The organism is Rhodococcoides sp. S146-33, assembly GCF_059489205.1.
This window is the reverse complement of record NZ_JCAJWY010000004.1, coordinates 284456-305899: the sequence shown is the minus strand read 5'-3', so window position 1 is coordinate 305899 and position 21444 is coordinate 284456. Positions and strand designations below refer to the sequence as shown.

General features: G+C 63.7%; 22 protein-coding genes. 13 read left to right on the top strand and 9 right to left on the bottom strand.

Features of this window, described 5'->3' with window-relative positions:
* The first annotated feature begins 26 nt into the window (after positions 1–26).
* The 8 genes from AC5WEY_RS19255 (at position 27) to AC5WEY_RS19220 (ending at position 7474) form a co-directional block, all read left to right on the top strand.
* On the top strand, positions 27–1229 hold the full coding sequence (locus AC5WEY_RS19255) for an acyl-CoA dehydrogenase family protein (RefSeq protein WP_495647107.1): 1203 nt from the start codon (positions 27–29) through the stop codon (positions 1227–1229).
* Positions 1226–1984 carry an SDR family NAD(P)-dependent oxidoreductase gene (locus AC5WEY_RS19250; protein WP_057479803.1) on the top strand — a complete coding sequence of 253 codons (759 nt, stop codon included), beginning with the start codon at positions 1226–1228 and terminating at the stop codon, positions 1982–1984. Before AC5WEY_RS19255 ends, AC5WEY_RS19250 begins: the two co-directional genes overlap by 4 nt.
* Positions 1985–2027: 43 nt before the next feature.
* Positions 2028–2786 carry an SDR family NAD(P)-dependent oxidoreductase gene (locus AC5WEY_RS19245; RefSeq protein WP_495647106.1) on the top strand — a complete coding sequence of 253 codons (759 nt, stop codon included), beginning with the start codon at positions 2028–2030 and terminating at the stop codon, positions 2784–2786.
* Positions 2786–3862, top strand: a complete 1077-nt coding sequence (locus tag AC5WEY_RS19240) for an NAD(P)-dependent alcohol dehydrogenase (RefSeq protein WP_495647173.1) — start codon at positions 2786–2788, stop codon at positions 3860–3862. The genes AC5WEY_RS19245 and AC5WEY_RS19240 overlap by 1 nt, the downstream gene beginning before the upstream one ends.
* Complete coding sequence (locus tag AC5WEY_RS19235; RefSeq protein ID WP_495647105.1) at positions 3859–5376, top strand: class I adenylate-forming enzyme family protein; 1518 nt, start codon at positions 3859–3861, stop codon at positions 5374–5376. Before AC5WEY_RS19240 ends, AC5WEY_RS19235 begins: the two co-directional genes overlap by 4 nt.
* Before the next feature lie 42 nt (positions 5377–5418).
* Positions 5419–6042: a TetR/AcrR family transcriptional regulator gene (locus AC5WEY_RS19230; RefSeq protein ID WP_057479807.1), complete on the top strand. Its 624-nt coding sequence runs from the start codon at positions 5419–5421 to the stop codon at positions 6040–6042.
* 83 nt (positions 6043–6125) lie between these two features.
* On the top strand, positions 6126–6461 hold the full coding sequence (locus AC5WEY_RS19225) for an EthD domain-containing protein (protein ID WP_057479808.1): 336 nt from the start codon (positions 6126–6128) through the stop codon (positions 6459–6461).
* On the top strand, positions 6458–7474 hold the full coding sequence (locus AC5WEY_RS19220) for an MBL fold metallo-hydrolase (protein ID WP_495647104.1): 1017 nt from the start codon (positions 6458–6460) through the stop codon (positions 7472–7474). Before AC5WEY_RS19225 ends, AC5WEY_RS19220 begins: the two co-directional genes overlap by 4 nt.
* A gap of 29 nt (positions 7475–7503) precedes the next feature.
* Here AC5WEY_RS19220 and AC5WEY_RS19215 read toward each other — a convergent pair whose 3' ends face one another.
* The 4 genes from AC5WEY_RS19215 to AC5WEY_RS19200 all read right to left on the bottom strand — a co-directional run bounded on the left by AC5WEY_RS19215 (position 7504) and on the right by AC5WEY_RS19200 (position 12330).
* Entirely contained in the window at positions 7504–8268 is a 765-nt protein-coding gene (locus AC5WEY_RS19215) for an SDR family NAD(P)-dependent oxidoreductase (protein ID WP_495647103.1), read from the bottom strand.
* Positions 8265–9992, bottom strand: a complete 1728-nt coding sequence (locus AC5WEY_RS19210; RefSeq protein ID WP_495647102.1) for an ABC transporter permease — start codon at positions 9990–9992, stop codon at positions 8265–8267. The genes AC5WEY_RS19215 and AC5WEY_RS19210 overlap by 4 nt, the downstream gene beginning before the upstream one ends.
* Positions 9989–11149 carry an ABC transporter ATP-binding protein gene (locus AC5WEY_RS19205; RefSeq protein WP_495647101.1) on the bottom strand — a complete coding sequence of 387 codons (1161 nt, stop codon included), beginning with the start codon at positions 11147–11149 and terminating at the stop codon, positions 9989–9991. Before AC5WEY_RS19205 ends, AC5WEY_RS19210 begins: the two co-directional genes overlap by 4 nt.
* 140 nt (positions 11150–11289) lie before the next feature.
* Positions 11290–12330 (bottom strand): ABC transporter substrate-binding protein, encoded by a 1041-nt coding sequence (locus AC5WEY_RS19200; protein WP_057479941.1) that lies wholly within the window; start codon positions 12328–12330, stop codon positions 11290–11292.
* A 288-nt stretch (positions 12331–12618) separates the two neighbouring features.
* Here AC5WEY_RS19200 and AC5WEY_RS19195 point away from each other — a divergent pair, with 288 nt between their 5' ends.
* The 4 genes from AC5WEY_RS19195 to AC5WEY_RS19180 all read left to right on the top strand — a co-directional run bounded on the left by AC5WEY_RS19195 (position 12619) and on the right by AC5WEY_RS19180 (position 15888).
* The gene (locus tag AC5WEY_RS19195; protein ID WP_495647100.1) at positions 12619–12951 is read left to right on the top strand and encodes a putative quinol monooxygenase; all 333 of its coding nucleotides are present in this window, start codon (positions 12619–12621) and stop codon (positions 12949–12951) included.
* Between the two features lie 81 nt (positions 12952–13032).
* Positions 13033–14214 (top strand): alpha/beta fold hydrolase, encoded by a 1182-nt coding sequence (locus AC5WEY_RS19190; protein ID WP_495647099.1) that lies wholly within the window; start codon positions 13033–13035, stop codon positions 14212–14214.
* A gap of 390 nt (positions 14215–14604) precedes the next feature.
* Positions 14605–14775 carry a hypothetical protein gene (locus AC5WEY_RS19185; RefSeq protein WP_156399720.1) on the top strand — a complete coding sequence of 57 codons (171 nt, stop codon included), beginning with the start codon at positions 14605–14607 and terminating at the stop codon, positions 14773–14775.
* An 84-nt stretch (positions 14776–14859) separates the two neighbouring features.
* Positions 14860–15888, top strand: coding sequence for an LLM class flavin-dependent oxidoreductase (locus AC5WEY_RS19180; protein WP_495647098.1), 1029 nt, complete (start codon positions 14860–14862; stop codon positions 15886–15888).
* A gap of 8 nt (positions 15889–15896) precedes the next feature.
* On the opposite strand, the gene AC5WEY_RS19175 is transcribed toward AC5WEY_RS19180, so the two are convergent.
* Positions 15897–16604, bottom strand: a complete 708-nt coding sequence (locus AC5WEY_RS19175; RefSeq protein WP_495647097.1) for an enoyl-CoA hydratase-related protein — start codon at positions 16602–16604, stop codon at positions 15897–15899.
* A 49-nt stretch (positions 16605–16653) separates the two neighbouring features.
* Positions 16654–17733, bottom strand: a complete 1080-nt coding sequence (locus tag AC5WEY_RS19170) for a hypothetical protein (RefSeq protein ID WP_495647096.1) — start codon at positions 17731–17733, stop codon at positions 16654–16656.
* Positions 17734–17877: 144 nt separating this feature from the next.
* On the opposite strand from AC5WEY_RS19170, the gene AC5WEY_RS19165 reads away from it, so the two are divergent.
* On the top strand, positions 17878–18159 hold the full coding sequence (locus tag AC5WEY_RS19165) for a DUF7218 family protein (RefSeq protein ID WP_495647095.1): 282 nt from the start codon (positions 17878–17880) through the stop codon (positions 18157–18159).
* Between the two features lies 1 nt (position 18160).
* On the opposite strand, the gene AC5WEY_RS19160 is transcribed toward AC5WEY_RS19165, so the two are convergent.
* The 3 genes from AC5WEY_RS19160 to AC5WEY_RS19150 all read right to left on the bottom strand — a co-directional run bounded on the left by AC5WEY_RS19160 (position 18161) and on the right by AC5WEY_RS19150 (position 21428).
* The gene (locus AC5WEY_RS19160) at positions 18161–18649 is read right to left on the bottom strand and encodes an SRPBCC domain-containing protein (RefSeq protein ID WP_495647094.1); all 489 of its coding nucleotides are present in this window, start codon (positions 18647–18649) and stop codon (positions 18161–18163) included.
* A gap of 95 nt (positions 18650–18744) precedes the next feature.
* The gene (locus AC5WEY_RS19155) at positions 18745–19698 is read right to left on the bottom strand and encodes an ABC transporter substrate-binding protein (protein ID WP_495647093.1); all 954 of its coding nucleotides are present in this window, start codon (positions 19696–19698) and stop codon (positions 18745–18747) included.
* A 41-nt stretch (positions 19699–19739) separates the two neighbouring features.
* On the bottom strand, positions 19740–21428 hold the full coding sequence (locus tag AC5WEY_RS19150; protein ID WP_495647092.1) for a nitroreductase family deazaflavin-dependent oxidoreductase: 1689 nt from the start codon (positions 21426–21428) through the stop codon (positions 19740–19742).
* Between the last annotated feature and the right edge of the window lie 16 nt (positions 21429–21444).

Here is a 21444-nt window from a genome sequence, read left to right as displayed (position 1 = left end):
CCTTCACTCGACAGGAGCACAACGAAGTGGACTTTTCCTACTCACAGCGGACGGCCGAATTGTCGGCCACGCTCGAGACATTCATGAACGACCACGTCTACCCGGCCGAGAGTGTCTACGACGCTCAGATCGCCGCGAACGACAATCCGCACGAGCAACCGCAGATCATGCGGGATCTGCAGGCACGCGCCCGCGAACTCGGGTTGTGGAACCTATTCATGACCCATGACGGCCTCGGTGCGGGATTGACCAATCTCGAGTATGCGCCGCTCGCCGAGATCGTCGGCCGTTCCATCATCGGGAACGAGGCGATCAACTGCTCGGCACCCGACACCGGCAACATGGAAATTCTGGCTATGTGCGGCACCGAGGAGCAGAAGGAGCAGTGGCTGAAGCCGCTGCTGGACTGCACCATTCGCTCTGCGTTCGCCATGACCGAACCCGATGTCGCGAGCTCGGACGCAACGAACATCACCTCGACCATCACTCGTGACGGGGACGAGTACGTCGTCAACGGCCGAAAGTGGTACACCTCGGGCGTTCTCGATCCCGACTGCAAGCTCATGATCTTCATGGGGAAGTCGGATCCGGACAGTTCCACCTACCGCAGGCAGAGCATGATTCTGGTTCCGGCCGACGCCCCGGGCCTAGAGGTGGTGCGCGACCTACCCATGTTCGGCTTCCAGGATCGTCTGGGCCACGGCGAGGTTCAGTTCACCGACGTGCGTGTGCCCGCCGCCAACATGCTGGGGGAGGAGGGCGACGGATTCGCCATCGCACAGGGGCGACTCGGCCCCGGCCGCATGCACTACGCCATGCGGGCGATCGGCATGGCCGAGCGCGCACTGGAGATGATGTGTCGGCGCTCGCTCGTTCGACAGGCGTTCGGCGGACCGTTGTCCGATCAAGGTGTGGTGCGTGAGTGGATTGCGCGCAGCCGCATGGAGATCGACCAGATTCGGTTGTTGGTGCTGAAGTCGGCATGGTTGATGGATACCGCCGGAAATGCCTCGGCCCGTTCGGAAGTCGCTGCCATCAAGGTGGCTGCGATGGAGGTGGCCCACAAGGTTGTCGACCGAGCTGTGCAGACGTACGGTGCCGCCGGAGTCAGCAACGACACCATTCTCGCTCGGCTCTACGCCATCACCCGAGCTCTGCAGATTGCCGACGGCCCCAACGAGGTCCATCTGCGGACCATCGCCCGACTCGAGGTCAAGAGGTACGCATGAGTACACCGAAATTGGACGGCAAGGTCGCGCTGGTGACAGGAGCCAGCCGTGGGTTGGGTCTGGCCATTGCCCGCGGTCTGAAGGACGCGGGCGCGACCGTCATCGTGTCGAGCCGCAAGCTCGAGGCCTGCGAGAGTGCGGTCTCGAGCCTGGGTGACGCGGGCCCGGGCAGCGCACATCCGTATGCGTTGCACGTCGGACACTGGGACAGTATCGAGCCGGCCGTGGACGACATCATTTCTCGTTTCGGGAGCCTGGACATCGTCGTCAACAACGCCGGGATCGCGCCGCTGGCCGAGAACCTGGTGTCGGTGACAGAGGGACTGTGGGACAAGACGATCGAGGTCAATCTCAAGGGACCGTTCCGGCTGATGGCCGTGGCTGGTGACCGGATGGCGGCCGCGGGAGGTGGGTCCATCATCAATATTTCGAGCATCGGTGCCGAGCGACCCAGCCCGCCCGAGGCGATGTATGCAGCAGCCAAGAACGGTCTCAATGCGCTGACACGCGCGTTCGCCCAGGAATACGCGCCCACGGTTCGCGTCAACTGTGTGATGCCCGGCGGTTTCGCTACCGATATGGCCGAGAACTGGGACGAGGAGTTCATCGGCAAGATCGTCGACCGGCTTCCGGCCGGCCGGTTGGGGCGGCCCGACGAACTCGCCGGATTGATCACTCATCTCGCCTCGGACGAGGCCGGATACACGACGGGCGCGATCATCCCGGTCGACGGCGGCCGCACTTCCGTCTACTGACCGATCACTCCTATTGTCCGACAATCAGTTTGGAAGTGGACACATGACTCAGGACATGTTCTCCCTGACCGGTCGCGTCGCTGTGGTCACCGGTGCCTCGTCGGGGCTCGGCCTCGGTTTCGCCCGGGCCCTCGCCGCGGCCGGTGCCACGGTGTACGCAGCAGCGCGGCGGCTCGACCGGCTCGAAGCGTTGTCGGCCGAGATTCCGGCCATCGTGCCCGTCCGTTGTGACGTCACCGACGACCGCGACCGGCGAGCGCTTGTCGATCGATGCTTCGATGAACGCGGCCGGCTCGACGTCGTGATCAACAACGCGGGAAAGCCCGGACCCCCCAACGCCGAGGACGAGACGGTCGACGGCTTCCAGTCCATCCTCGACGTCAATCTGATCGCCGGGTTCCATCTGGCCACGTATGCGGTCGGCAAGATGCCGAGTGAGGCAACAGCGTCGATCATCAACATCTCCTCGGTGATCGGGCTGGTGTCCACTGCGCCGATCGGCGGTGCCAGTTACGCGGCGTCGAAGGCAGGCACTCTCGGCCTCACTCGCGAACTCGCCGGTCAGTGGGGTCGCCGAGGCATTCGCGTCAACGCCGTCGTGCCCGGATGGTTCGATACGGAGATGACCGATGGCCTGTTCACCAACGACAAGTCCGCGGGGTGGGTGCGGCGAAACACCATGCTGGGACGCGGCGGCGTCGACGGTGAGATCGACGGTGCCGTGCTGTTTCTGGCCTCGGACGCCAGCTCGTACATGACCGGCCAGACCCTGGTGGTCGACGGCGGATGGACGGCGCGCTGATGTTGGCCGTGCAGCTGTGCGAGTGGGGCAGCGGACCGGAGTTTCGGGAGGTACCGAACCCGATACCGGCCGGCGAGGAGCTTCTGGTTCGCGTCGACGCCGCCGGACTCTGCCGGTCCGATCTGCACGTGATGGATTCGGGCACGGAGGTTTTCGACTACCGGCTGCCGATGACGTTGGGGCACGAAGTAGCGGGCACGGTCGTATCGGCCGGCCCGTCGGCCGACAATTCATGGATCGGCCGCGCCGTGGTCGTACACGGAATCTGGAGTTGCGGAACGTGCCCCAACTGCCTGCGGGGCAGAGAGAACTACTGTCGGGCGCTGGTTCGACGTCCTGACGGTCGGCTGGCCCCTATCGGGAATGGGCTCGGATATCCGGGCGGCCTGGCAGAACTGATGCTGGTGCCGTCCGAGCGGGCACTGGTTCCCACCGGCACACTCGATGCGTGCAATGCCGCGCCCCTGGCCGACGCGGCACTGACTGCGTACCATGCCATTCGCACCAACTCCGCGGTGATCGACAGCCGCAGCGTCGTAGTCGTGGTCGGAGTCGGCGGTCTCGGCCACCTTGCCCTGCAGATTCTGCGCACCATGGACGTGCCGCACATCATCGCAATCGACTCCAAGGCCGAAGCCACCGCTGTGGCCGAGTCCTCGGGAGCGCACGAGTTCTACGACTCCGTTTCCGCTGCGGCGCAACGGCTCACGACACTGGGCGGTGCGGACCTCGTTCTCGACTTCGTCGGCGCGCCGACCACAACCGCGCCTGCGTCCGCTCTGCTTCGGAACGGGGGTTCTCTCGTGGTGGTAGGGAGTGCCGGCGGCCGACTGACAGTCGGAAAGGATGTCGGCCTGGCCGCAGGATGGACGGTGGATGCACCGTTCTGGGGCACGCGAGCCGACCTCGAAGCCGTTGTTGCACTGGCGCAGAACGGCCTGTTACGCGCCGAAGTCACCACCTTCCCCTTCTCCGAGGCGATCTCTGCCTACGACCGATTGCGGAACGGATCCGTCACCGGCCGTGCAGTCCTCGACATGAGTGCATCACGCACCAGGAAAGAGTCACACCAGTGAAACGGCTTGCCCGCGAGATGGTCATCCGCGCCGAACAGAATCCCGATGCAGTCGCCGTCGTCGACGAGGACGGCAGCCACACGCTCCGGACCGTCGTCGAGGCGGCGAAATCCCTTGCCGACGTCTTCGGTGGTATCGACCCCAGCCCCCCGACCGTGGTGATTCAGGCCGACAACACCTGGGGCACCGTCGCTGCTGCCCTCGGTGTCGGTCTCGCCGGCGGTGTGGTCGCGGTGGTCAGCCCGCACGCAACGGAGTCGGAGTTCGCCTTGGCGCTCGAGGACATCCGACCGGACGCCGTCGTCGGAACGCCCGAGGCTCTTCGTCATTGGGGTGTGACCGACACGCTCTTTCCTCTGGACAAGCCCGCCTTCGGCTCGTATCGCGTGCGGGCGACCGATCGTGCATTTGCGTCTGTCGCCCGGTGGAACGGCGGAGACGCGATTGCGATGACCTCGGGCTCGACCGGACGACCGAAGTGCGTGGTGCAATCCGAAGACGCCATCAGGTATGCGTCCACATCCACCATCGATGCCGTCGGACTGCGCCCCGGCGAGGCGATCGGTGCCTTCGTTCCGCTGTCGTCGGTTGCTGCATTCTGCTTCGGAATGTACTTGCCGGCGTTGCTGGGTGGCCCGATGGTGGCTATCGGAAAGTGGTCCCCGGAGGCGGCCCTGCGGGCAGCGCGAGAACACCGGATTGCCTGGACGATGCTGGTTCCGACCATGGCACTGCAGCTGTCGGTCGCCCCGAACTCCGAGGCCGCGTTGGACACCATGCGCGCTATGACGGTCGGCGGCGGGCCGATGAGCGAGCGCGCCCTCGCCAAGGCCGAACAATGGTTGCACACCACATTCCTCAGAGTGTTCGGAATGTCCGAGTGCTTGGGCCACACCACACCTGCTCTCGACGACCCGGTGTCGATCCGCCTCGGGCGCGATGGGCGACCGTTTCCCGGCACCACGGTGCGGGCAGTGGACGCGGACGGTCATCCGCTCCCCGTGGACGACATCGGCTCGGCGCAGGTCACAGGGCCGTCACTGTTCGTCGGGTACGCACGAGCCGGGACTCCGGTCCCACCCGAACTGACGCCTGACGGCTTTCTTCCGACGGGTGATCTGGTGGAGGTCGCGGCGGACGGTTCCATTCGCGTGATGGGCCGGCAGAAGCAGATCATCATCCGCGGCGGACGCAACATCGACATCAACGAGGTCGAGTCGGCCATTGCCTCCCTGCAGTCGGTGGTGCAGGTCTGTGTCGTACCGGTGCCCGACGACCTGCTGGGGGAGCGTGCAGCAGCGCTCGTGGTGACCGGCGGTGAACAGCTCGGTCTCGACGACGTCACCGCGCAATTGGCGATCGACGATTTTCCCAAGTCGAAGTGGCCGGAATATGTGTTCACCGTCGACGATCTACCGCAGAATCGCGTCGGAAAGCTGTCGCGACCGGATGCGACAGCACTTGCTCGCCAGCTCGCCGCTACAACTGACTCGAATTCACATCGAAAAATGTAAGCTCTCACCGAGGCTGAATACGTTCTATCAGTAGGGGCAATCATGACCGTAGGAACCGACGTTCGGCGCGAGAGCCCGCGGTCCAAGAGGACGCGGATCCTGTCGGCGGCCATCGACCACTTCGGCAAGGTGGGATACGAGCACACCAAGTGGGCGTCGATCGCCGACGAGGTCGGTATCGGTCAGACCGCGCTCTACCACTACTTCGAGTCCAAAGCGCACTGCTTGTTGACCATCATGCGCGTCGAACTCGCGGACTCCGCCGCCCGCTTCGTGGCGGCCACCGACGGCGTGACGCACGCCGAGGATGCACTTCGCGCCGCGATTGCCGCGTCCTTGGCTGCATCACCGCAGGATGCCTTGGCCCGTCGTATTCTGCACAATCACATGGACCTCCTGGCGACCGAACGGCAGTCGGCCAAGGAGGAGGCCGAGCGAGTCGAGTGCCGTGCACTCGTGCAGCGAATCGAGCAGGACTGGACCGGACTGGTCGGGCGGGGGATCGAGGCGGGCCAGTTCGCGGAGTCGAATCCGACCATGTCCGCGCGCCTGGTACTCGCTCTGGTGGTCAGCGTGTGGCGGTGGTATCGGCCCGACGGTCGACTGAGCATCGACGAGATCACTGCGCTGGTCACGGACGCGGCCATTCGCGTCGTACGTAAGTAGTCGTCCGCACGTAGCGGGACGACGGCCGACCCAGCCGTTGTCTGTCGGTCAAGCAAACTGAACAGAATTCACTTAGGAGAGAAATGTACAACCTGGTTCTTGTTGCAGCGCGGCCGGAAGAGTGGACTCACGAGCAGTTCATCACGTGGTGGCGCGGCGAGCACGCCGACGTCACATACCCCTTGCCGGGCTTGCTCCGTTGGCAGCACACCGAACTGCTCGACGCATTCGGCAGCAAATCGCAAGGATGGGACGGATTGTCGGTGCTCAGCTTCGAATCGCGCGACGCACTCGAGGCCGCCCTGGCCAGTGACGAGTGGAAAGCCGCCGTCGCGCATGTCGGCACCATGGGTGGCCGACGGATGATGTGGTACGGCGACGAGAAGACGATGGTGCCCCTCGCGAGCGACGCGGGATGACGTCGTCCTGGGCCGACCCGGGCTGTTTTGGGGTGGCAGACGGCGTTCATCGCGTTCCACTGCAGATGCCACAGGACGGCCTGCGTGCCATCAATGTCTATGTGCTGGAGACCGATACGGGTCTGGTGCTGATCGACGGTGGTTGGCACCGGACATCCACCCACGACGAGCTCGTCGACGCGCTGCGCCGCATCGGACGTCGGCCCTCGGAGATCCACGACGTGTACGTCACCCACGTACATCGTGATCACTACACGTTCGCTGTCGAGTTGCGGCGTTTGTACGGGACCCGGGTGCATCTCGGTGCCGCAGAGGCACCGGGCATCGAGGCAATAGGTCGATTACGTAGCAACGTTCCGGTCAGTTCGATCCGCGAGCTCGAACGCGCAGGCGCGCCCGACATCGCCCGTATCGCGGCGGAGAGCGGGGCAGCCGAACCCTTCGATGCTTCGGACTGGGAGCCACCGGACACCTGGTTGCAGGCCGGCCCCCTGGACATTCCCGGCCATGCGGTGGACGCCATACATACCCCCGGTCATACCAAGGGCCACATGGTGTTTCAGGATGCGGAACGGAATCTGTCCTACACCGGCGACCACGTTCTGCCCACGATCACGCCGTCGATCGGGTTCGAGCTCGGCGAGTGGGATCTGCCACTGGCCAAGTACTTGGCGTCGCTGACCGTGATGCTCGACGAACCGGACCGGACGATGTTGCCGTCGCACGGACATCCGGGTGCGGGCGTGCACGAGCGCTGCCGGCAGCTGCTCGAGCACCACGACCGCCGCCTGGCGGCTACCGAGCACGCTGTCGAGTCCGCCGGTCGCGCAACGGGGTTGGACGTAGCTTCCGCCCTCACCTGGACCCGACACGATCGATCCTTCGCAACTCTGGACAGCTTCAACCAGATGGTGGCGACCTGCGAGACGCTCGCCCATCTCGATGTCCTGGTCCAGCGCGGCAGGCTGTCGGCGCAGACGTCCAGCGGGGTGAACTTCTTCACCACCTACTGAAGCGCCTGGCCGACAGCCTCCCGGAGCGGTCAGTCGCAGGTCCAGCCGCCATCGACGTAGAGCTCGGTACCGGTGACGAACGTGGAGTCGTCGCCGGCCAGAAAGGCAACTGCAGCAGCCACTTCCGCACCGGTTCCCAGTCGACCCATCGGGGTGTGCGCGATCATGGCGCTGTGCCGTTCGGAGCCCTCGTAGCGTTCGAGCAGTTGGGTGGTACCGATGAAGCCGGGGTGGATGGAATTGACGCGGACACCCTTGGTGGCCCAGTGCAGCGCGGCGTTCTTGGTCATCGTGCGCACAGCGCCTTTGGCGGCAGCGTAGGCGAAGCTGTTGCCGAGGCCGCCGACGCTGCCGAGGATGGAGCAGATGTTGACGACGGAGCCTCCGCCCGATTGCTCGACGTACGCGCCCGCATGCTTCATTCCGAGCCACGTCCCCGTCTGACTGACCTCGACGACTCGGTTGTACCGGTCGAGATCCTCGTCGACCACGGTTTCGAGGCTACCGATGGCACCGTTGTTCACCACCGCGTCCAGTCGGCCGTACTGCGTGGCCACGGCCTCGACGGCGCTGCGCCACTGGTCCTCTCGGGTGATGTCCAAACCGATCGGCAGATGGCGTTCACTGTCGGTCTGTTGGGCCACGAGTGCTGCACACTCGTCGCCGTCGACATCGGTCACCACGAGCACAGCGCCTTCCGAGGCCAGCCGCTCGACGATCGCTGTACCGATCCCTCCGGTTGCCCCGGTGACCAGAACGACCTTGTCCTGGAGCCGAGACTGCGCGCCCGTCACAGCTTGCTCAGTACGTTGCGTCCGCCGACGAGCATCGCCGCGGCGACACCGATCGTGGTGACGGCAGTCATGAGCAAGGCCATCGCGGCGACGAGTGGGTAGGAGCCGTTCTGCCACATGTCGAACAGCAACGTGCCCATCACCTGGGTGGTGGATGCTCGCACCAGAAGTGACGCGGCGAACTCGTGGGTCAGCAGAATGAACATGAGCGCGACGGCACTGAGGATGGTCGGACGCATCAGCGGCAACATTATTCGGAGATTCGTCACGAACGGCGACGCACCACTGGTGGCCGACGCCTCGGTGTAGGTGTTACCGAGCGAGAGCATGGCCGTCATCTGCATTCTCGTCGAGAACGGCAGCATCAGCACGATGTACACCAGGATGATCACCGTTCTGGTTCCGTACAGGATCAGGGGCGGCTCGGTGTACGTGAGCAGGAATCCGACGCCGAAGATCACGGCCGGTATGCCCAGTGGCAGCGCGGTCATGAGGTCTGCGATCAGCGCGAGAATTCTGAACCGGCGACCGCGGACGAGAAGGTTGGCCATCAGGTACCCGAGCGGAATGCAGATCACGACCGCTCCCAGTGAGGTCAGCACACTGGTCAGAACGGATTCGACCACCGCTGTCGTATCCATCAGCGCTCGGAAGTTGTCCAACGTCAACAGACTCAGCGACAACGATCCGGACCAGTACGGCGTCAACGAGACGATGATGAGACCCACCAGCGGGATGACCAAGGCGAAGAGTGCGAACACGACGATGGTGACCGTGGCCCACGTGGCTTTACCCGTGGAGGGCGCAAATGCCTTACCGCCGTGCGTGACGAAGCGAGTTTGGTTGCCCAGCAGTGCTTTCTGAGCCAGCACCAGCACCAGTCCGAAGATCACCAGCGGAGAGCCCGCGGCCGCCGCCGCGGCGAAATCCGACGGGGACTCCGACACCCGGCGGTACATCTCGGTGGTCAGCACCTTGACGCCGGTGTTCGCACCCAACAGCAGGGGGCCGGTGAACTGGCCGAGCCCGAGGAGCAAAGCGATGCCGCCGCCGTAGATGAGGGACGGTCGTAGCAACGGGAGAACGATCTTGAAAAAGATTCCGACCGTGGACGATCCGCTGACCTGAGCTGCTTCGAGGTGTTCGGAGCTGATGTTCTGCATGCCGGAACTGACGAAAAGGTAGACGAACGACGTCAGACCGAAACCGGTGAGAACGATGATCCACGGCACGGTGTACACATCGATCGGACCACTGTCCGATCCGCTCCACCACGGCAACAGTCGCAGCAGCACATTGAGGTAACCGGGGCCGGGGGAGAGCAGGAATGCCCACCCGACCACGCTCGCCACCGCCGGCATCACGATCGGCAGGATGGGAATGACACGAAGCCAACCGAGCTTGGCGGGAAGCCTGCTGGCAGCAAAGGCGAGTAGTGTGCCCAGCACCATCGCGATGACCAACGAGCCCAGCGCCAGCGCCACCGTGGTTCGAAGGGTGACGCCGATGTCGAAGCGGCCGTACTGACTTCGATATCCGGCAGCACCGTCCTCGAACGCGAGCATCTGCAGTCGCACCATCGGGAGTACGACCAGATAGGCCAGGATGGCCAGGACGGCGGCGTACCCGATCCGCGCCCGCCAGTTCGGCGAGATCGTCAGCGATCGCTTTTCCGGCGACTCGACGGCCCCGGGACGTTCGATGTCCACTGCGGTTGCCATCATGAGCTCTTTCCAGCGGAACCGACGAGCTCGGAGTCCGAGTTCGACGACGTGTCGGCAAGCGCGTACACCCGCAGACAGGACGGCGCGAAGCTGACGACGACGGGTTGTCCGGGGCTGCTACCCCTCAGTGCCGCACTGTGTTCGGCAGCCGTGGCCCGCAGAGTCAACTGCTCGTCGCCGGTCTTGACGGCGACGTCGAAGTACCGACCGCCGTACTCGTACGTCACGAGTTCTGCGTGCAACGCGATGTTTCCGGGCGGCACCTGGTCTGCCCTGTCGTGCAGGAGCACATCGTCGGGACGAAACCTCGCCACAGCGCGAGTGCCTTCGTCGGCGCGCTCTCGGACCGTTGCCGTCTGTAGGTCGATGACGTCCGACCCGCTGGTGACCCAGCCGTCGTGGCTACGCCGGAGTTCGAGTCGATTACCCATCCCGATGAACGCCGCGACGTACTCCGATGCCGGATTCTCGAAGACATGCTCGGGCTCGTCGTACTGCTCGATCTTTCCGGCTTTCATGATCGCGAGACGGTCACCGAGAGCGAACGCCTCGGACTGGTCGTGAGTGACGAACACCGCGGTGAAACCGAGCTGTTGGTGCAGCTGGTGAATCTGAGATCGAACTTGATCTCGCAGCCGCGCATCGAGATTGCTCAAAGGCTCGTCGAACAACACGAGATCCGGTTGGGCCACCAGCCCGCGTGCGACCGCGACGCGTTGCTGCTGGCCACCGCTGAGCTGCGATGGGTACCGGTCTAGCAGAGCGCCGCAATCGACCATGTTCGCGGCCGTCTCGACCGCACCGTCCGCAATTGCCTTCTTCAATTTGCGCACCGTCAACGGGTACCGGATGTTCTCGGCGACCGTCATGTGGGGCCACAGTGCATACGACTGGAACACCATGCCGATATTCCGCTTGTGTGCCGGGACATGGAGTTTGGACGACGCGTCGAACACCGTCCGACCCGCGAACGAGATCGAACCACCCTGCGGGGTCTCCAGCCCGGCGAGGCATCGCAAGGTCGTGGTCTTGCCGCAGCCGCTCGGCCCGAGCAGGACCAGAAATTCGCCCTGCTCGATCTCGAGGTCGAGACTGTCGACGACGACGTTGGCACCGTAGGTCTTCGTCAGTCCGGAGACCGCGAATCGAGAGGTCATTGCATACTCACTTTCGGAGCATCGGTGTGCGTGCACCGGCGGCCGCAGTGGGGCGACCGTGGTGTTCGTTTCTGTCACATGTCATTTCGTATTCCGCGCGCGGTAGCGACGGTCCACGTTCTCGTGCGATGTGCGGAGAGTCAGCCCTGGAACAGGGTCTGCCATTCCTGCGAGTATTGCTCGACCTTCTCCGGCGTCAGTTCGTCGATATCAGGAGATGCGATGTCCTGAGCTCGCGCGACCGCACCCTCGATATCGGGAAGAACGGCTGCATATCCGCCGTTCAATGCCTGCTGGCCCTCGGTCGTCACCATGAAGTTCGCGAGCACCTGTGCTGCATTGGGGTGCTGCGAGGCACTGAGAACCTCTGAGTACCAGGGTGTTCCCCACGGACTGTCGGGCAGAGCCCAGTCGACCGGCGCGCCTGCTGCAACCTCGGTGACGAGGGGCTGCACCATCGGACTGACCGTTACTTCACCGGACGTGAGAGCTTGCGCCACTGCGAGCGCACTGGGGTAGACCCGAGGCGAAAGTTCGGCGATCTGGTTCCAGTAGTCCGCCCCGAAGTTCTTGGCGTAGTACTTGTACAGGTCCACGTACGACGCGAATCCTGTGGGGTTCACGATGCCGATCTTTCCCTGGAACTTCGGGTCGATCAGGTCTTCGGGCGCGCTGACCCCGTCCGGGACGGCCGCAGTGTTCCAGCCCAGTCCGAATACCGCAGCACTGGTCAAGAAGAATCGGTCGTTCATCACGCTCGTCGCCGGATCGAACGCTGCCGCATCGAGATCGGGGCCGACGAGTTCGGTCGAGAACTTCCCGGATTCGGCGGCATTCTGAATCCACGATGCGTCGGTCGTCATGTGCACGTCGGCGATACCGGTTCCCGTCCGATTCTCGGTCTCGACCCTGGGGTTGATCTCGGAGTCGGTGCCGCGCACGTACTCCATCGAGATCTCCGGATACTTTGCCTCGAAAGCCGCCGTCAGCGCATCGAGGTTGGCCGGCTTCTGGCTCGAGTAGAGCATGACGCTGCCCTCCTCCTTCGCGGCAGCGATCACCGCGTCCCAATCGCCTTCGACCGGAGCGGATGCGGAGGAAGACGATCCCCCGCATGCAGTGAGGCCCACGAGCGCAGCCGTCGCCGCCATGGCCACCATCGTTGTCCTGAACTTGTTCATGCCTGCGTTCCTTTCGGGCACGTCGATAACTTCCCGCGGACTCGGCGAGTCGTCGTGAGACGTGGAGTCGTTGGACATCCGATCGCAGACTCGACCCAGGTGCTCGAGGTGGCTGCAACGTTCCATCAAACTGAACTGATGTCAGTTTGAAAGATAGCCGTCGGTGCGTGTGATGTCAATCACCAGGTGGGGGCGGGGGTGACGTGCGTACTTCGCGCTGCAGTCGAATGTCCGAACCATGGTGCATGATCGCCGGACATCGGATGCTTCTGTCGAAAGGACAATGTCGTGCCAGCTGAATCGGGGGCAGTACCCGGCGTCACCGTGGTCGTCGCCCACAAGACTCTGCCGAATCAACGCGACTCCGTTCGAGCTCTGTGGGAAAAGCGCCTGGCGCCGACCGTGCTCGACAATCCCGGCCATCTCGCCTATTACTACGGCCTCGATTCCGACGATCCCGATGGCATCACCGCGTTCCAGCACTATCGAAGCGCCGAGGACGCGCTCGAGTTTCTCCGACATCCCGCTTATCTGGCCTACGAACGCGAAGTGGCTCCACTACTGGCTGCCGCACCTGAGGTACGCAGACTCGTTCCGACGTGGATCAAAAAGGAGACGTAGGGGCGATCCTCGCCGAACAGCTACCGTATCGGCCGTGGCGGCATGCGAATCGTCACGCGGAGCCGCATACTGGCTCGCGAGATGAGATTCCCCTCTGTCGCCTTCGCCGTGTTCGTTCTTCTCGCGTCCTGCGCGCTGTCGGTCACACCCGCCTCGGCCGCGCCCGGCAGCGCAGATTTCTACACTGCTCCCGTCGCCGACCTCGAGGCCTTCGCGCCCGGGTCCATCCTGCGACGGGAACCCGTGCCACAGCTCGACGTGCTGGGCTCGCACACCGAGCGCATCCTGTATCGCTCGGCCGATCCCCGTGATCGTGCGGTGGCGGTGTCGGGCCTTCTGATCACGCCGGCCCGCGCGTGGACCGGGCCCGGTCCACGGCCCGTGATCGCCTATGCGCCGGGCAGTTACGGCATTGCCGACCGATGCTCGGGCTCGTCCGAGTTGGGACAGGCAACCACGGTTCCGGCACTGCTGCCTTTGCTGGCCCAGGGCTATCAGGTTGTCACGACGGACTACCAGGGGCTCGGAACCCCCGGCGAGTACGAGTTCCTGGGTCGGGTTGCCAGCGCCCGTGCTCTGTTGGACTCGGCCCGGGCTGCTGCACGTGAGACCGACGCGCCCGTCGTGCTCTACGGATACTCGGCGGGGGGAGTTGCGTCGGCCGCCGCCGCGGAGCTCGCCTCCAGGTACGCGCCCGACCTGTCCGTGGTCGGTGCCTTCGTCGGTGCCGCACCGACCGATCCTGTGCTGCGCGTCGAAGGCCAGGATGGAACCGAGTGGGCCGCAACAATGCTGTACACGATCGACGGTCTTATCGGAGCGCACCCCGACCGCGCCGGCGAGATACGAGCCCTCTTCAACGAACGCGGACGGGCGGCTCTGGATGCGGCATCGAATTTCTGCAATACCGATGCGCTCGCGTACGGATCACTGCGGTCCGAGGATTTGACTGCCGACGGCGCATCGCTGGGCTCACTCATGAAGGGCCCCGTGCTGGGGCCGCTGACATCGGCGAACACCATCGGTTTCACCTCGCCCGACTTGCCTGTGATGATCGTGCAGGGAATCAACGACCGTTCCGTCGACATCGAGCAGAGCCGGCTCCTGGCGCAGCGCTGGCGCGCCGCTGGTCTCACGGAAGTCACAGTTCGGGAGTTCGACTTCGGAACTCGGCTCGTTCCGGAATTCGACCACCCAGCCGCAAACGCCGTTGCCTACCCCGAGGTGATCGGGTGGATCGAGCGACTCGTCGCGGTGGCGTAACTCGGCCTTCCGTCGCGAAGTGCGTGACGTAGATCACTCGTCATCGGTGTGTGCTTACTCGTTTCCGATTCGACTTATTCGGCGCAGTCCAGGTACACGGCGTACCGACAACACCGGCTGCTTCGAGGAAGGGACCGAATCGACATGACTGTCACCACACGCGAGGCCACGGTATGAGCGGCCGCAGGAGTCTCTCCAGCCGACTCTTCGAGGGTCTGGGCCGCATCACCTGGGGCTACGGCAAGCGAAAGCTGGACGAACGGCGCGCACGCAAGCGCGGACGGCAATAGGCGCGGACGGCAATAGGCACGGACGACGAGCGAGGGCTGCGGTGCGACACCGCAATCCTCGCCAACGTATGCCTCGACACCTGATCGGTACGGTGCAGGCATGGACGGATTCGAGATCGGCGACGGAGTCACGCCGCGCAGTGGGCCCATGACTGGTGTCTACGGAACCGTGGTCTGGTTCTACGAGGAGAAGAAGCAGCTCCTGGTGCGCTTCGGCGCAAGTCAGCAGATGTACTTCGCGGGGGAAGAATTGAAACGCTGGGGAGAGTAGGCGTCGACTACTCGTCTCGCGCGGAATAATTGAAGTTTCACCTACGCTGACGAATACGTCCATCACCGATCGAAAGGTCCCATCGTGCATCTGGGCGTCGACAGTTTCGTTTCTTCCGTGACCGACCCGACTGACGGCCGGGTGATCGCTCCAGAAGAGCGGATGAGTCATCTGCTCGAGGAGATCACACTCGCAGATCGGGTCGGTCTCTACTCGTTCGGCATCGGCGAACATCATCGCAGTGAGTACTACGATTCGGCACCGTCGATCATCCTTGCGGCCGCTGCTGCCCGAACCGAGAACATTCGGCTCGGTAGCGCGGTCAAGGTGCTCAGTGCCGACGATCCGGTCCGGGTCTTCCAGGAGTTCGCCACCCTCGACCTCATCTCGAAGGGCCGGATCGATCTGGTGGTGGGCCGCGGATCTTTCACCGAGTCGTTCCCTCTGTTCGGCCTCGATCTCGCCGATTACGACTCGCTTTTCGCCGAGAAGTTGGACCTTCTGTTGCAGATCCGCGACAACGAGGAGGTGACGTGGTCCGGACGTCACCGTCCGGCGCTCAACCGGCAGGGAATCTATCCGCGTCCACTGCAAGATCCGTTGCCTATTTGGGTGGGTGTGGGCGGAACACCCGAATCCTTTGCTCGTGCAGGGCTTCTGGGGCTTCCGCTGATGATTGCCATCATCGGGGGAGAACCGCGCCAATTCGCGCCGCTCGTCGACCTGTACCGGCGAGCCGGAGCCCAGGCAGGCCACCCGCCGGAGCAATTGAAGGTGGGTCTGCACGTGTTCGGCTTCGTCGCCGAGACCACGCAGGCTGCAGCGGACACGATCTACCCCGGCTGGAACGAGATGTTCACCAAGATCTCCCGAGAGCGCGGATTCGCACGCCCGAGCAGGCAGCAGTTCGACGCCACCTCCGGCCCGAATGGTGCGTTCTTCATGGGCGATCCACAGACGGTGGCGGACAAGATTCTGCGAGTGGGTGAGCAACTGGGCGGTGTGGATCGACTGTCGCTGCAGATGACGAACCCACGTCTGGCGCACAGCGATTTGCTTCGCGGCATCGAATTGCTCGGTACCGACGTTGCGCCTCTGGTGACCGGAAGATAGGTCTCAGCTCAGTTCGAGGCCCATTCCATTTCGTCGACGCCTGCAACCGGGGTCAACAGTGAACGAATCTCGCCGGCATACATGGTTCGCTTGATCTCGCCCAGCACGTCTCCTCGCGTCCCGGCCAGTTCGCCGGCGCGGGCGACGGCAGCGTCCATCAGCGAATCCGCGTCCGTTACGCCATCGACCAGTCCCAATGCCATGGCGTCGCCTCCGCCGTACCGGCGTCCGGTGGTGAGCGCCTCGTGGAAGCTGTGCGGTGCCAGCCGCGCCCGCACCATATCGACGGTCCCCGGACTGTAAGTCGCGCCGATGTTGACACCGGGGAAGCAGAGAAAGCCTCGATCCGACCGCATGATCCGGTAGTCGTGTGCCATTACGAAGAATGCGGCACCACCGAATGTGTGTCCCTGCATGGCCGCGACCGTCTGCATCGGAAGCGTCAGGAAGCGCACCAACATCTCTTGCACGGTGCCGATGAACCGGTTGATCTGGTCGAGGTTCTCGGCACCCCACGACAGGTCGACTCCGGTGGAGAAGTACTTGCCCGTCGCCGTCGTGACGAGCGCAGCAGGACCTGAACTGGCCTGGACCTCGTCGAGCAGGGTGTTGATCTCGGCCACCCAGTCAGGACTGATGCGGTTCTCCGAGTCGTCGACCCCGCGGCGTCCGAGATTGAGAACGAAGACATCGGCAACACGTTCGAGGTATGGCATTTCCCGAACCTACCCACATTTCATTGTTCCCACTCACAACGCGGATCAGTCAGGACGAGGACGTCGCCGACTGCCTTCTGATCAACTCGCGGTGACCATAGGTGGCATCGAGGATGTCCTCGCGATCTGCGACCGAGGAGCCGACTGCGCCTGCAACGGTACCCAGGGAAGCGGCGAGCCACGCCAGTGAAAAGTAATCGCCCAGTGTTGCGGTGCGACCGATCTGCTCGGCCAGGAACGCAGGTGAGATCACCACGGCCGCGGAGAGCAGTACGACCGCAAACAACAGGGCGTACATACAGAGAGCGCCGGTCAGTACTGTTCCGACGGTGGCCGCGTTGTACATCCAGCGGTCGATCGTGGAGCTACGGAACGATCGTCTCTCCCACAGTCCATTGGGAAAGATGACCCACACCGTCATCGCCATGACCGCGGTTATCCCGATCATCGACAGCCGGGACACACTCATCGACGCAGCCATCTGCCAGATGCTTGCGTAGAACACGCCGAAAGCGGATGCCGCGCTCGCGGCTGCGAGAGCGCCCGACAGTGTGGGAACCAACCGCCACGGCCGATTGCATCGAATCATGCCCGACACCAACCTGATTCGCCCGAAGAAGCTGGACGTCACCAGCACTTCGTCACCCTCCCCGGAGTCGCTCTCGGCCCAGCGAGTCCGCGAATATCTTCGTGGTCGTCGATATGGATCGTCGGCTTCGATCAACTCGTGCAACACCGCCAGTGCAGCCGAGACGGCCCGACGGCGCACCGCCAGGGTTCCGAAGGAGGGCACGTACAGCGCAGCTGTCGTGCCGTCGCGAAGCTCGGCGATTACCGGCCGTGACCCCAGCCGGCGAGGAACCTCCGACACACACAGCACGATGTCGTAATCGTCGCTGGCTTTCACCGCCGCCAGCCACTGTCCGAGCGGGGCAGCACCGGTCGCGGTGGGTGGAAGCGGCACCGATGCTCCGGACACTCGTAGTTCCCGGCGCTGCCCGTCGATCATCGCGTGGTCAGGCAAGTTCGCGATGATGGCCGACGCGACGGTCGACGCGAAGCCGTCATCACTGACGACGCCCACCGAGAGCGGGGCCTGTGCTTCTCTGCTGTCCTGGTTGTCGGTCACTTCGTGTGATCCATCAGAATGCATCCAATTCGGTTACCCGATGATGCTCGACGTACACCGAGCCTGCGTGTGCCGGAACGAGGTTTGTCGTCGTGCAGACCGGGTAGCGCTCCTTCGATGTAGTCCAGCGAGAGGAAGTGTCCGATGCCGGCGAAGAAAAATGACACCGAGGACCAGCCGCAACTGAAGGATCAGGGCCTGTACGAGAAGCTTCGCGAAGAAGGAAACTCGAAAGAGAAGGCTGCTCGTATCTCCAACGCGGCTGCGAAGGAAGGCCGAGACAAGGTCGGTGCGAAAGGTGGAAAGTCCGGGTCCTACGAGGATTGGACTGTGGACGAATTGACCGAGCGGGCCAAAGAATTGGGCGTCGAGGGGTACTCGAAATTGAAGAAGCAGGAGCTTATCGACGCCCTGCGCAACCACTGACTCACTGGGGGCGCAACGACGAGTAGTACTCCCGTTGTGACGGGTAGTAGTCGTCGAAGGTCGGCAGCGGGTCGCCGTGTCCGGCCGCGACGAACATGTCCAGGTAGTACTCCCAGCCGGGCCCGATGTCGCCCACACCGTCCATCGTTTCGCAGCTGTGTACGAGAACGAGGACCGTCGAACCATCCTTGTCCTCGAGGCTGACGTCGAGTGGCCACTGCATCTCGCCGATCGTCCGTACGGCCAGCCGTCGCGGCGGTTCGCACGCTTCGACAGACATGTCCGACGCGGGCGAACCTTCCTCGAAACTCATGGTGACCCTGATGGTGTCGTGCGAAAGCCGTTCCCATGGCCCGAACCACAGCGCAGTGCGGGACGATTCCGTGAGCCATGCCCACACATCTTCGCGCGGTGCAGCGATCGTTCTGTTCAATTCGAGAGCGAAGCCGGTGTCGGTGGATCTCAGCGTTCCCGTAGGTGTCGGTGCCATCGAGTGATTATGCGACCCCGGTGCCACTGCCGTCGAGCGTCGACATCATCGACGCGTGCGAGCGCGGTGATCGGTGGAACCGACCGAGCAGCTGATCAGCTCGGGTCGTAGAGCTTCTCGACCAAGCCGAGGGTCCACAGTGCGGTGAGGGGACCGCCGTCGTTGGTGAATTTGTCCGTACGCACGATCCGGCCGCTCTGCACTGCCGGCAATCCGGTCCACAGAGGGTTGGCGTTCATCGCACGTAGATCCTCTTCGGAGGTGATTGCGGCGATCATCGCCACGGCGTCGGATGCAGCGGTGACGTTCTCGGGTCCGTATTCGATCTCCGGACTGGCGTTGTTCCACGCGGACGCAAAGCGGGCTCCCACATCCTCGAGCGCGATGGACGTCACCCGGTCGCGTCCTATCGAGATGCCGCCTTCCTCCGATGTGCTGATCGGCAGGACGACGGTATCAGCGATCGCGTCGGCATACTGCGTCGTGAGTTCCTCTACGCGAGTACTGTATTCGTCGATAATCGTTCGGGCGTCGTCCTGAAGACCGAGCGCGTTGCCGATCGTTGTCACGTCCTGCTGCCAGCTGACTCCGGTGCCGGTGGAGCCGACCGGCAACACCGGAGCGATCGCACTCAACTGGTCGTAGATCTCCTCGACCACTTCGTCGCGGCCGATGATCAGATCTGGCTCGACGCGTGCAACGGCTTCGAGATCGACCGTGTTTCGCGGGTAGAGCTCGGGCACTCCGTCTGCCAGAAGCATCCTCGTGGGCTCGGTCAGGGGACCTGGAATTTCAGGCGGAGCCTCGGTCTCCACCGGCATCCCGACGATGGGTAGGTCGAAAGCCAGGGCGATATCGAGGTCGCGTCGGCCGTCGATCACGACGACCGACTCGATCCGTTCCGGAACGTAGACGGTGCCGAACTGCGTGGTGACCGAACGAGCTGCCGAGTCTGTTGTCGCCGGTTCGGTGCCCGAACCACAGGAAGCGACCAGGGAAGCAACGAGGACCGCGCCGAGGGCGACGGAAAGGCGGGGGAGAGTCTTCACAACTTAAGTAAACCAAACCTAAGTACTTTGTGAAGAACTGGTCACACGTCGTACTCGACTCGCACCGAAATGGGATCGGTCTGCAACGCACGGAAGCCTGCTCCGATGACGCGTCCGAGTACCGGGTTGTGCGAGAAGGATCGCGCACGCAGGGCCACGTCGTCGTCGGGTACGAATGTTGCTGTGCCGGTGCGCCATCGGCTGCCCACGCGAATTCGGATTCTCGCCTCGTCGGTGATGTTGGCCCCCCAGCCGGATCTGGTTCCGTGTTGGGAGATCAACCACGCACCGGTGTTGTCGAAAGACGCCGACACCGGCACGCGTCTGGCCAGTCCGGTCTTCCGGCCCACCGTCTCGATATCCGTCACCAGCGAAGTGGTCACACCGATGGATGTCAAGCCGTTGACGATGGGATTCGCGACGTATTTGCCGATCAAGCGTTCGCGTCGAAACTTCGCAGTAGTGGAACTGCTGGTGGCATTGCCGGCGCTGCGACGGTTCCGAAACGCGTCCCAGCCGTTGCGCTGGACCATCGTTGCTGCGGTTCTCCATGCTGGTCGGCTCGAATTCGGTTGCCGGCCGGCTCCCATGAGTTGGAGCTGGTCGGTGTGCCACTGCAGGTCCAGAGCTCCGTTGATCTGCTTGAACGCGTTCGCCTTCGATGGGAGGCGTAGAGCTACCCGCGGTGACTCCACGCGATCCAACGTGCCGGCGACCAGAGCACCGGCGACATCGGGCGTCAGCGCCGTAGGACGGCCGAGACCCACCATGTCGCACTCGCCCGACCGAACCGCAGAACTCATCACCGAACGGGTGCGGAAGCCTCCGGTCACGGCCAAGGGAACCGTTCCCGCGGCGTCACGCACCGTTCGCGCATATTCCAGGAAATAGGCTTCGCGCTCTCGAGTGCTCGCGGTGCCCATCATCGCGGGTGATTCGTAGCTGCCACCGCTGATTTCGATCAGGTCGATCGATTCCTGGACCAGATGCTCCACGGTGATCCGTGATTCTTCTTCGCTGAACCCGCCGCGCTGGAAGTCTGCCGAATTCAGTTTGATTCCCACGGCGAAGCTGGGGGACACCGTGGCCCTGATGGCACGGACCACTTCGAGAACGAATTGCATTCGTCCGTCGAGGTTGCCGCCCCAGGCGTCGTCGCGGGTGTTGGACAGTGGCGACAGGAACTGAGACACCAGATAACCGTGTGCGCCGTGTATCTGGACGCCGTCGAAGCCGGCCGACTCGGCCACGGCTGCTGCGGTGGCGAATCGGTCGATGATGTTGCGGATCTCGGTCTCGTTCAACGCCCGCGGTGTCGGGATACCCGGGATCTTGGGAGCAATAGCGGACGGTGCGACGGGCTTGGTGCGGGTGACGATCGGATTGGCCTGTCGACCAGGGTGATTGAGCTGCATCCAGATGGGTGCGCCGCCGTCGGACGTCGCTTGTGCCCACCGGGACAGTGCATCGCGATCGCGGTCGTCTTCGATGACGACGTTGCCCGGTTCTCCGAGATGGGATCGGTCGACCATGACATTGCCGGTTACCACCAGTCCGTAGCCGCCCGCGCCCCATTGGCGATACAGCGTCTCGAGGCGGGAGTCGGGTGCATGCTCGGACGTCGCCAATCCCTCGCTGAGAGCCGACTTCATCACGCGATTCGGCAGGATCTGCCCGCAGGCGAGTGCGAGAGGGCTGCTCAGGTCGATAACGTCGGTGTCAGGGGACATGGCGTTGCTCCGATTC